Annotated in this window: 14 protein-coding genes; 6 read left to right on the plus strand and 8 right to left on the minus strand. The window is 59.8% G+C overall.

Translation table 11 applies throughout. The annotated features are described in order from the left end of the window. The first annotated feature begins 14 nt into the window (after positions 1-14). Entirely contained in the window at positions 15-1,613 is a 1,599-nt protein-coding gene (locus tag Q0Z69_RS02080) for a phage tail tip lysozyme (RefSeq protein WP_298029384.1), read from the plus strand. 17 nt (positions 1,614-1,630) lie between these two features. Beyond that, positions 1,631-1,918 (plus strand): hypothetical protein, encoded by a 288-nt coding sequence (locus Q0Z69_RS02085; protein WP_298029427.1) that lies wholly within the window; start codon positions 1,631-1,633, stop codon positions 1,916-1,918. Positions 1,919-2,002: 84 nt separating this feature from the next. On the opposite strand, the gene Q0Z69_RS02090 is transcribed toward Q0Z69_RS02085, so the two are convergent. Genes Q0Z69_RS02090 through Q0Z69_RS02100 form a run of 3 tightly spaced genes read right to left on the minus strand, consistent with a single transcriptional unit; the run spans position 2,003 to position 3,248 of the window. After that, positions 2,003-2,341 carry a hypothetical protein gene (locus Q0Z69_RS02090; protein ID WP_298029386.1) on the minus strand — a complete coding sequence of 113 codons (339 nt, stop codon included), beginning with the start codon at positions 2,339-2,341 and terminating at the stop codon, positions 2,003-2,005. A gap of 25 nt (positions 2,342-2,366) precedes the next feature. After that, on the minus strand, positions 2,367-2,606 hold the full coding sequence (locus Q0Z69_RS02095; RefSeq protein WP_298029388.1) for a hypothetical protein: 240 nt from the start codon (positions 2,604-2,606) through the stop codon (positions 2,367-2,369). Positions 2,607-2,660: 54 nt separating this feature from the next. Next, positions 2,661-3,248, minus strand: coding sequence for a hypothetical protein (locus tag Q0Z69_RS02100; protein ID WP_298029390.1), 588 nt, complete (start codon positions 3,246-3,248; stop codon positions 2,661-2,663). 290 nt (positions 3,249-3,538) lie between these two features. Here Q0Z69_RS02100 and Q0Z69_RS02105 point away from each other — a divergent pair, with 290 nt between their 5' ends. Further along, complete coding sequence (locus Q0Z69_RS02105) at positions 3,539-3,742, plus strand: antitoxin (protein ID WP_298029392.1); 204 nt, start codon at positions 3,539-3,541, stop codon at positions 3,740-3,742. Positions 3,743-3,787: 45 nt separating this feature from the next. Here the strand turns inward: Q0Z69_RS02105 and Q0Z69_RS02110 are convergent, their stop codons facing one another. Next, entirely contained in the window at positions 3,788-4,570 is a 783-nt protein-coding gene (locus tag Q0Z69_RS02110; RefSeq protein WP_298029394.1) for an SHOCT domain-containing protein, read from the minus strand. Between the two features lie 133 nt (positions 4,571-4,703). On the opposite strand from Q0Z69_RS02110, the gene Q0Z69_RS02115 reads away from it, so the two are divergent. After that, complete coding sequence (locus Q0Z69_RS02115; protein WP_298029396.1) at positions 4,704-4,949, plus strand: helix-turn-helix domain-containing protein; 246 nt, start codon at positions 4,704-4,706, stop codon at positions 4,947-4,949. Positions 4,950-5,061: 112 nt separating this feature from the next. Further along, on the plus strand, positions 5,062-6,108 hold the full coding sequence (locus tag Q0Z69_RS02120) for an IS30 family transposase (protein WP_298029398.1): 1,047 nt from the start codon (positions 5,062-5,064) through the stop codon (positions 6,106-6,108). Positions 6,109-6,155: 47 nt separating this feature from the next. Here Q0Z69_RS02120 and Q0Z69_RS02125 read toward each other — a convergent pair whose 3' ends face one another. Genes Q0Z69_RS02125 through ftsE form a run of 4 tightly spaced genes read right to left on the minus strand, consistent with a single transcriptional unit; the run spans position 6,156 to position 9,766 of the window. Further along, positions 6,156-6,899, minus strand: coding sequence for a hypothetical protein (locus Q0Z69_RS02125; RefSeq protein ID WP_298029400.1), 744 nt, complete (start codon positions 6,897-6,899; stop codon positions 6,156-6,158). A gap of 51 nt (positions 6,900-6,950) precedes the next feature. Beyond that, positions 6,951-8,177: a murein hydrolase activator EnvC gene (locus tag Q0Z69_RS02130; protein ID WP_298029403.1), complete on the minus strand. Its 1,227-nt coding sequence runs from the start codon at positions 8,175-8,177 to the stop codon at positions 6,951-6,953. A gap of 16 nt (positions 8,178-8,193) precedes the next feature. Continuing rightward, positions 8,194-9,081, minus strand: coding sequence for a permease-like cell division protein FtsX (ftsX, locus tag Q0Z69_RS02135; protein WP_298029405.1), 888 nt, complete (start codon positions 9,079-9,081; stop codon positions 8,194-8,196). After that, on the minus strand, positions 9,074-9,766 hold the full coding sequence (ftsE, locus tag Q0Z69_RS02140) for a cell division ATP-binding protein FtsE (RefSeq protein WP_298029408.1): 693 nt from the start codon (positions 9,764-9,766) through the stop codon (positions 9,074-9,076). Before ftsE ends, ftsX begins: the two co-directional genes overlap by 8 nt. A 125-nt stretch (positions 9,767-9,891) precedes the next feature. Between ftsE and Q0Z69_RS02145 the strand changes: the two genes are divergently transcribed. Further along, complete coding sequence (locus Q0Z69_RS02145; RefSeq protein WP_298029410.1) at positions 9,892-10,521, plus strand: RNA polymerase sigma factor; 630 nt, start codon at positions 9,892-9,894, stop codon at positions 10,519-10,521. Positions 10,522-10,691: the final 170 nt, after the last annotated feature.

A 10,691-nucleotide genomic window follows, 5' to 3' on the forward strand; every position in this document is an offset into this window, starting at 1 on the left:
TCGGAGGTTTCACAATGGGTTTGAACGGAAAAACAGTTGAAGAGCAGATTTATAATTTCCTGATCGGAAAGGGCCTGACCCCGGCGGGGGCCGCGGCCCTTATGGGGAATTTGTACGCCGAAAGCGCATTGAAGCCGACGAACCTTCAAAACAGCTATGAAAAAAAGCTGGGGTACACCGACGACACGTACACGGCGGCGGTTGATTCGGGGGCATACGGAAACTTTGTCCACGATTCCGCCGGGTACGGCCTCGCACAGTGGACCTATTGGAGCCGGAAACAGGCGCTTTTGGATTTCGTCAAGGCGCGGGGCGCGTCCGTGGGCGACCTCGAAGCCCAGCTTGAATTTCTGATTCACGAACTGGACACGGGTTACGCCTCCGTCCTGTTCGCGCTGAAAACCGCCGTCGCGGTGCGGGAAGCGTCGGACGCGGTTTTGCTGAAATTCGAGCGACCGGCGGACACCGGGCTGGCCGTGCAGATCAAGCGGGCCGGTTACGGGCAAGCCTATTTCGACAAATACGCCGGGTCCCCCGCCGGGGACACGGGGAAAGGAACGGGAAAGATGAAAGCAACGGTTTTCATTGAGAAGCTGGAAAACATCGTGCGGAACTATTCGACGCTGTACGTCATGGGCTGTTTTGGCGCGCCCCTGACGGGCGCGAACGTGACCCGGTATTGCAATAACCATTCGTACAACAAACAGGCCGCGCGAACGCAGATGATAAAGGCCGCGGCAAACAAGAATCCGCCCGTGTATGGGTTCGATTGCGTTTGCTTGCTGAAAGGCGTTCTTTGGGGATGGTGCGGCGACGCGTCCCGGACATACGGCGGCGCGGGGTACGCCGTGAACGGCGTTCCCGACATTGGAGCGGACAGCATGATAAAAGTATGCAAGGACGTTTCAACGGATTTCGGGAAGATCATTCCGGGGGAAGCCGTCTGGTTGTCCGGGCATATCGGGGTTTATGTCGGCGGCGGAAAAGTCGTCGAGTGTTCCCCGGCGTTCAAAAATTGCGTGCAGGAAACGGCGTGCCTGAACATCGGGGCAATCCCCGGCATGAACGGGCGGAAGTGGACCAAACACGGGAAGTTGCCGTATCTCGAATACGACACGACCGCGGAAACCCCCACGGGAGGCGGTACAGCGGGCGCAGGAAGCCCCGGAACGTCCGGGGGGTCCTCCGATACGTCCGGGGCGCTGGCGTTCGCTGTGGGCGACGTGGTGCGGTTCACGGGGGCCGTTCACTATTCCAACGCGAACGCGGCAACCGGCCCCGCGTGCAAGCCGGGAACGGCGAAGGTGACGGCCATTGCGAAGGGCGCGAAACACCCTTACCACCTTATCAAGCAGACCGGCGGCGGGTCCACGGTTTACGGCTGGGTCAACGCGGCGGACGTTCAGGCCGTCGCCGCCGCCGCGCCGAAAATGCGCGTCGGCGCGAAGGTGCAGTATTCCGGCCCCCTCTACCGGGACAGTCTCGGAAACGGACAGGGAAAGACCGTGAACGGCACGTACACGGTCAAATATTACTATCCGGGCCGGAAATGCGGCGTACACATCGACGGGCTGGGCTGGGTCCCGGAATCCGCCTGTAAAGTCATCGGCTGAAAGAAAGGGGAACGAACATGAAAGAGAAAATCGCAAACCGCCTGTTGACGGTAAAATCAATCGTTACTATCCTGCTGACCGTCGTTTTCGCGGTTCTAACCGTGATCGGGCGGCTGGACCAAAACTTTATGATGATTTATACGGTCATCATCAGTTTTTATTTCGGCACGCAATCCGTCAAGGCTGACACCGGCGGCGGCACGTCCGGCGGCGGCGACACCGGCGGCGGAGGGAACACCGGCGGGAGCGCCGGGAGCAACGCGGAGGACCGGGAGAAAAAGAGCGACGACGGCGGCGGAGAGTAAACCGCCGCGCGCAGTTGTCCGATTCGGACAGATACACGAAGCCCGCCGGGGGATGACCCCGGCGGGCTTTTTTTGCTGGAGGGGTCAAAGCCCCTTGAAGAATACTTTGTTCCCGCGGCGGTACAGCTTGCCGGGGGTGACGTAATCGACGGTTTCCGGCTTGCCAGAAAGCGGGTTTTCCTCCGTCGTGATTTCGTGCCGGTAAAAGTGATACTTCCAGCCGCGTTCCCCGCACGCGCTGTCGTCGCGCTTCATTTCCTGCCACATATACCATAGATCGGCCACGGTTGCAACGGGTACGTCGTCAATGTCGGAATCCCCTTCCTGATATGCCCCTATGCTGTAATAAAGGTTCGTGGTTACGGTCCGGGAAACGAAGATACCGTTTTCATACGTGTTCAGCCTTTTTCTGTGTTCCTGCATTATAATTCCTCCGTTCTATTTGTAGCTATTCAAGAAACCAGTCTTTTTTTACTTCATCCCAGCCGCAAGTTGCTACTATGCGCGGGGTTGAAGCATTGCTTCCGTCAAGGCTTTTGCGAATGGCGTTTTGCGCGTCGGAAAGTGATTTGTAAATCGGAATCCCGGAAGTGCGCCCGGAACATTGTTCGCGGTCAAGAACCCAGCCGGGAGGAAAAGGGCAAATCCATTCGCCGCGGTAAACATAGAATGCACCGATTTTTTGCATTGTCAATCCCTCCGTTCGAGCGGGACGGCGGCGGACCGCCGCCCCGCGCTGATCTTATCGGACGAACACGCCCAGCGGGGAGCCGCCGGGGGACCGCCAGCCGCGGCGGTGAATCTCGCAGAGGCGGAGGCGTTCGGGAACGTCGGGGTTGTCGTCCCAGCGGACAAGGGCGAAGGACCCGCCCCGGAAAAACCGCCCGTCGGGAACATCGACGAACCCGGCAATCGTGCCGCCCACGGCGGGGAAGCAAGCGCCGCAATTCCGTTCGACGCGCTGGCCGATCATCAAAATAACCGTGCCGTCATCGACGGGCTGGGCAATGGTAACGACGTTCGAGGCGGCGGGAGCCTCTACGGGAGCGGGAGCGGCGGCGGGGGCCGGGGTTTCCTCCACGTCGGCGGCGGGGGCCTCTTCCGGCTGAACTTCACGTTCAGCGCGGAAGGTGGGGGCCATAGAATAGCGGTCCGGCTGGATGAACTCGCAACCGTCGTCGTCAATGCGGATTTTGGAGCGGCGGGCCTCGCCCATGTAGTTATAAGAAACGGTTTTAGCGGTGCGGCCCGTGATCGTGATAACGAACTTGCAATTATAGTCGCAGATGGAGCGGGTGACATAGGACTTGCCGATTTCAAACTTTTTCATTCTGATTACCTCCCATATATTGAACAGTGGTTGAAGTGTCGTGGTTTACCGTGTCGGCCCCCTTTCCGTGTCGGCCCGTAAGGTTGGCCGTTGCCGAACTTTACGCCCCGGCAACCGGGCAGCTTTTGTTTCCCTCTTTCTGATTATTATTATATACTAACGTTAGTATAAAGTCAAGAGGGCAAAAGAGAAAAAACTATACAAATATACTAACGTTAGATTGTGCAATTTATATACTTGCGTTAGTATCAAAAGCGTGTTACAATAGGAGCCGAAAGGAGGGCGAAAACATGGCCGGAAAATATGAAACGCCCCGCGGACAGTCTGCAACCGACGCGAAGCGCAAGTATAACGAAAAGAACTATGATCGGATTTATCCGATGGTGAAGAAGGGAAAGAAAGAAATCTATCTTGCCGCGGCGCAGGCCGCGGGAATGTCCTTGAATGAATGGATTGAAAAGACGCTGGACGCGGCGGCGGGCGCGCAAGCATAAAAAACGGCGGCGGGCGAAGTGCCCGCCGCTTTTCTGTTCGGGAGATCAGAGGCCCAGCAACTGCTTTTTCTTTGCGGAAAATTCCTCTTCCGTAATCGCGCCGGAATCCAAAAGGGCTTTGAACTTTGCGATTTCGTCGGCGGCGGAGGGGGCCGCGGGAGCGGAGGCCGGGGCGCTTTGCGCGCGCCGCAAGCCGTCAATTTCCGCGTGGAGTTTGGGGGCAATCTTCCGGGCCGGGTCCGCGCCGACGAACACGGAAAAGGTTTCCTTCATCGTGTCAATCGTCAACGTGCCGTTCAGAATGCCGGAAGCAACGGTAATGTCGTTCAGGTTGTCGAGATATACGGTTTTCAGCTTGTCCCCGGCGACAAGGTTTTGCTGGCCGCAGATCAGCCGCCTATTTGTGAGGGCATAGGCGTATGTCTGTTCGTGCTTGCTGGCGGATTTGTAGTTGTGGAGGCCCAAAAAGACCGCAAGGACCTTTTCGCCGTCCATAAGGGCTTTTTCGATGACGCGGAAATGGTTTTGCCCCCATTTATCGGACACCGCGACACCAAAACCCACCATTTTACAAGCCTGATACATAGATTCGGCGGTTTGCAAGTCGCCGCATTCCGCCGCCGCCGTTGCCGCCGCCGCGCCCTCCGTCCGGGCCGCAATCGCCGCGCGGATTTCGGGAACGGTCATCTTTTGCGGGGTCAATGCCATAAGACCGCCGCCAGCCTTGACGCATTCGGCGCACACGCACGCGCCGTCCTTTGTTTTATACCGGGTCAACCCGGCTTTTTTGCCGCATACGCCGCAAAGAACTTCACCAAACAAGCCCATTTTCACAACCTCCGTTATATTTTTGAGGGCGGAGCCGCGAAAACCGCTGGCGTTCCGACCTTTAACACAATTATGAATGCTTCCCGTGCTAAAGTCAAGAATAATGCTGAACTTTAACACGGGAGGGGTCAAAATGAAGATATATGACTATCACGGACGGAAGAACCTTTGCGGGGACCGGGTGCGGGAGGCGCGCGCCCGGCAGAAGATCACACAAACGGACCTTGCCGCCCGTCTGCAAGTGGAAGGAATCGTGCTGGAGCGGGACAGCATTTCAAGAATTGAGATCGGAACCCGGTTCGTCGCAGATTTTGAACTTGTGATTCTTGCGAAGGTGCTGGGGGTTTCCCTCGAATGGCTGACCGGCGGAAACGAATAATTATTATACTTGCGTTAGTATAAAGCACGTGTTATAATGCTTCCCGACACAAAACGACCCCGCCCGACGCTGACAAGCGGGGGCGGGGAATCTTGACGGGAGGTTTTTATATATGGGTCATTGTTATAGTCACCTGACGCGGGCGGACCGCTACAAGCTGGAGGACCTATTAAACGCGGGGCGGCGGAAACAGGAAATCGCCGACATTCTCCACGTTCACGTGAGTACAATTTACCGGGAGATCAAGCGCGCCCGCTGGGTCCACCTTGACGGGGAAACATGGATTGAAGAAGAGCGGTACAACCCGGACGAAGCCGACCGCCTTTACAGGGAAAATCTGAAAGCGAAAGGGGCAATGCTGAAAATCGGGAACGACTTTGAATTTGCCGACTACATCGAACGGAAGATTCGGGACGAACACCGTTCCCCCGCCGCGGCCCTTGCGGAAGCGGAGTTGGAGGGAAAGAAATTCAGGACCCATATTTGCGTGAACACCCTATACAGCTATATTGCGAAGGGCGTTTTCCTGACGATCAGCAACGCCGACTTGCCGGAAAAGCCGAAAAAGAAGCGGCCATATCGGAAGATCAAAACCGCGAAGCGCCCGCCCGCCGGGGAGAGCATAGAACACCGCCCGGCGGAGGTTGACGAACGAAGCACGTTCGGACATTGGGAGATGGACACGGTTTATTCCGCAAAGGACACTTCCCGAACGGCGGTGCTGGCGCTGACCGAACGGCTGACCCGTGATAACATCATGGAGAAAATGCCGGACAGGACCATTGAAAGCACCATTCAGGCGCTGGACAGGATAGAACAGCGATTCGGCCCGGCCCTCTTCCGAAAGGTATTCCGCACGATCACGGTTGACAACGGCGTTGAATTCTCCGACGTGGAGAGGCTGGAACGGTCCATAACCGGGCAGGGGAAGCGAACGACGGTTTATTTCTGCCACCCGTATAGCAGTTACGAACGCGGGTCAAACGAATGTCAAAACAAAATGTTTCGGCGGAAGTACCCGAAGGGAACAGATTTTGGGTCCGTGTCCGCCGAAGAGATAAAAGAACATGAAGCGTGGATGAACAACTATCCCCGGAAGGTGCTGGGCTGGAGAACCGCGGCAATGCTTTTCCGGGAGTGCGTCGCCGCGCTTTCCTGACCGCCTAAAAACAGGGATTATATTTTTTTATATTTTTTTCGCATTTGCTATTGACATTTCCATCCGATGGCGATCTGGCCCAGGCGGAGAACGCCCGCCTCCCGCAGGAACGCCAGCAGCTGGGCGCGGTCCGCTCCCTCCGGCAGCTTTTCCTCCAGGGCGGGCGGCAGCAGAAGCGGCGGCAGGGGCGCCGTCTCGTCATACAGCCGCAGCACCGCCGGATTGCGGCAGGTGAGATCCGTCCGCGGATCGAACAGCACCAGGGCCTCCGCCCCCTCCAGCTGGTCCTTGTCGGGTCCCAGCAGCAGCGACACGCCGTACTCCCGCCGCAGCTGACGGCACAGCTCCTCCCCGCCGTAGGGCAGATCCAGCAGCACGTAGCGGTGGCGGAGGCACAGCTCCGTCACGGTCCGCGCCACCTGGCCGGTGAGGGTCCCGGCGGTCACTGCCACCCTGGCCCCCGCCGCCGGGATGCCCCGCTCTGCCAGCAGCCAGCGGGTATGATCCGCCGCCAGGGCCTGCCGCAGGGGCAGGGTGGACACCGGCCCCACCCCCGCTTTGGCCAGCGCCGGGCCATAGGAGAAGTCCCGGGGCAACACCGCCTGAATGACCCCCTGCTTCCGCAGCCGCTTCCCCGCCGCCGCGACCCGGCGGCGGACCACCGCTTCCGGCGTTTTAGGCCCCCGGGCCACCTCCGCCAACAGCAGCCGGGCGTGCATCACGCTGATCTCCCGCAGTGTCACCGCCCGCCGTCCTCCGCCCGGCTCTTTCCACAACAATAATCCGATCATAAAAACCGCCTCCCGCTCCATGGTATGGGGCGGAAGGCGCGTTTATGTGCTTCAGGCGCTCTTGGACAGGGTATAGCCGGTGAGATAGCCCTTTTTCGGGTCTGCGCCATGGCTCAGCGGATTCACCCGAACGCCGTTTTCCGTGATCTCGAAATGCAGATGGGGGCCGGTGGAGTTGCCGGTGGAGCCAGTGATGCCGATGACGTCGCCCTGGTTCACGTATTGGCCCACGGAGACCTTGCGAGTGCTCATGTGGGCGTACAGCGTGGTGTTGCCGCTGCCGTGGGAGATGACCACATATTCGCCATAAGAGCTGCTGCGCTGGGAGACGATGACCGTACCGGACTTGGAGGCATAGATAGGCGAGGTGTAGCCCACCCGGCCAATGTCGGTGCCTTTATGGTTGGTGGAGCCGATGCCGCCGGGAGAAGTCCGCCCGCCCACAGTGGAGGTGATATAGCGGCTGTCCACCGGCCAGATGTAGCCGCCGGGATTGGAGTTCACCGGCTTGCCCTGGGCGGCCTGCTGGGCCGCCAGCTCCCGGCTCAGGCGCTGAATCTCCGCCTGAATGGCCTCCTGCTCCGCCTCCATATCATCCAGGACCGCCTCCGTCTCGTTCTCGGTGGCAGTCAGCTCCTGGATGACCTTGTTGGCGGCAGTCCGCTGGGCGTTCAGCTCTTTTTTCTTGCTGACCAGGTCAGCTTTGGCGGCTTCTTCCTCCTCCTTGCTGCCCTCCAGAGAGGTCTTGGCCTCCTCGATCTCCACCTGGAGAGCCTGGAGGTCGTCGATGACCTTCTGATCCGCGCTCATGATCTCATTGATGATGTCCAGGCGGCTCAGCAGGTCCGTGAAGCTCTCCGCCTTGAACAGTACCGACCAATAAGAGACGGTCCCCCGCTTCTCCATGGCCCGCACCCGCTTGCAGAACAGCTCATACTGAGCGGCTTCCCGTTCCTGGGCGTCCGCCAGCTCCGCCTCCTTCTGGGCGATGAGGGCGGCGTACTGGTCGATCTGGGCCTCCACGTTGGCGATCTGAGAGGAGGTATTGGCGATCTGCTGGTCCAGCAGATTTTTCCGCTGGATGGCGGTGCTCTTGTCGCTGGCCAGCGCATCCAGCTTTTTTTGCAGCTCCTTGCGCTGGGCGGTCAGGTCGCTGGCGTCGCCCTTCAGCGCGTCGATATCCGCCTGGGTCACCGCCAGCACCGTCGGGGTCAAGTCCACTGCCAGCAGGCAGGCCAACAGCAGCAGTGCCGCCAGCGCGCGGCAGGTCTTTTTCACAGTTTTCCTCATGGCGTCACACCTGCAAAAATTTCCGGATGGCGGACAGGCTGCCGCCCACGCCGATCAGGATGCCGGCGGCGGCAAAGGTCCCGGCCACCATGGGCCACAGCTGCTGGAAGGGAATGATGCGGATCAGCTGCATGGCGTCGTTGTTCTCCACGCCCCGGGCCACCGCCTCATACAGTCCCCACTGGGAGAGGAAGGCAATGACGGCGCTGAGCAGCCCCAGCAGGAAGCCCTCATACACAAAGGGCCAGCGGATGAAGCCATTGGTGGCGCCCACCATCCGCATGATGGCGATCTCGTCCCGCCGGTCGAAGGTGGTGAGCTTGATGGTGTTGGAAATGATGAACACCGACACCACGAACAAAATGGCGATGAGGGCCACGCAGACCACGGTGGCCACGTTGCGGACCGTGACGAAGCCCCCGGCGATCTCCTCATGGGCGTTGACGTCAGAAATGCCGGTCACGCCGGCCACCGCCTCCACCGTGGCGCTCTGCTGCTCCAGATCCACCACCTTGATGGCATAGCGGTCCTCGAAGATCTCCGGGTCCAGGTCCTGGAACTGCACCTCCTCGGGGTACTCGGCGGCGAAGGCCGCCGTAGCCTCCTCCTTGCTGATGAAGGTGGCGGAGGCCACGTTGTCCAGCGCCTCCAGCTCCTTCTGCAGCGCCTTGGCCTGGGCGGTGGTATAGGTGTCGTCCACATAGGCCAGGATCTCGTTCTCCCGCTCCAGGTCCTTCAGCTGCTCGTTGGCGTTCACCGCCACCAGGGTAAAGGTGCCCATGATGAGCAGGCAGGCCACGGTGATGCCGATGGCGGCAAAGCTCATGAAGCCGTGGCTGAACATATTGGAAACGCCCTCGTGGACAAAATATCCCAGATCGTGCTTAGCCATGGATGGTCCCTCCCACATAGCCGCCCACGCTGTCGTTGACCACGTGGCCGGAGTCGATGGTGATGACCCGCTTGCCGAAGCGGTCCACCAGGTCTTTCTCATGGGTCACCACCACCACGGTAGTGCCCAGGGCGTTGATCTTCACCAGCAGGTCCATCAGCTCCAGGGAGCGGTCCGGGTCCAGATTGCCGGTGGGCTCGTCGGCGATGATGGTATCCGGGTTGTTCACCAGCGCCCGGGCGATGGCGACCCGCTGCTGCTCGCCGCCGGAAAGCTCCGTGGGATAGCGGGAGGCCTTCTCCTCCAGGCCCACCAGATTCAGCACATAGGGGATGCGCTCCTGGATCTTTTTGGAGGGCGCTCCCACCGCCCGCATGACGAAGGCCAGATTGTCATAGACCGTCTTTTTCTCAATGAGGCGGAAGTCCTGGAAGATGACTCCCAGGGTCCGGCGCATCAGGGGGATCTGCTTTCCGGAGATGTTGCTGACGGAAAAGCCGTTGATCATGATGCGGCCTCCGCACGGCTCCACCTCCCCCGTCAGCAGCTTGATGATGGTGGACTTTCCGGAACCGGAAGGCCCCACCAGAAACACGAATTCGCCGTCCTCGATGGTAAGGGTGATGCCCTGGATGGCCTTCGTTCCATTGTCGTATTCCATTTCCACGTCTTTTAAGCGGATCATCGCGGCACCTCGCAGTAATCGTCTCGATTGATAACACGTCCCGGCCTGCGGGAATGTTCCCGCTGGTCGACATAATCACAAATTTACAGACATTATATACGATTTTTCCGCCGGATGCAACACCCTTGGCCCAGGATTTTGCCGGGGAGGGCAGATTTTCCCGGCAGGCAGTCTGGAAAAAGCTGGAGACAGCGGACCGCCGCTGTGATATAATGCCAGTAAAGCGAGGTGGTGGGATGCTGGTCTACACGCAGATGATCGAAGCGCCGGAGGACAAAGGGAAGTTCCAGCGGGTCTACGACCGCTATCTGGGATTGATGCTCCACACGGCGCGGCGGGTCCTGGGAGACGGCCGGGACGCTGAGGATGCGGTGCAGGAGGCGTTTCTCGCCATCGCGAAAAATATTTCAAAAATTTCTGACCCGGCGTGCAACAAAACGCGAAGCTACGTCGTTACCATTGTTGAGAACAAAGCCATCGACATCTACCGGGCCAGGCGGCGAAAGCCCGCGGAGCCGCTGAACGAGGAGACGGCGGGCATCCCCTTCCGCGTGGAGGGGAACGCCCTGGCGGACGCCATCGCCCGCCTGCCCGCCCGGTATCGGGAGCTGATCCTCCTGAAATACGCCGACGGCTACACCGACCGGGAGCTGACGCACATGCTGGGCCTGAGCTACAGCGGCGTCCGCAGCCTGGACACCCGGGCCAAAAAACAGCTGAAAAAGCTGCTGGAAGAGGAGGGGATCGACGTATGAACATGACAGACGGCGCGCTGCGGCAGGCGGCGGCACTGGCCCGGGACGCCATGCTGGCCTCCCTCCCGGAGCCGGAGGACTGCCCGGCGGACTGCTCCCCCCGGCTGCGGCGGCGGCTGGACCGGCTGGCCCGGCGCCAGCGGCACCCGGTCCTTTACGGCGCGGCCCGG

Origin of the sequence: uncultured Dysosmobacter sp., assembly GCF_947631165.1 — a bacterium.
In the GTDB taxonomy this organism is placed as follows: domain Bacteria; phylum Bacillota; class Clostridia; order Oscillospirales; family Oscillospiraceae; genus Oscillibacter.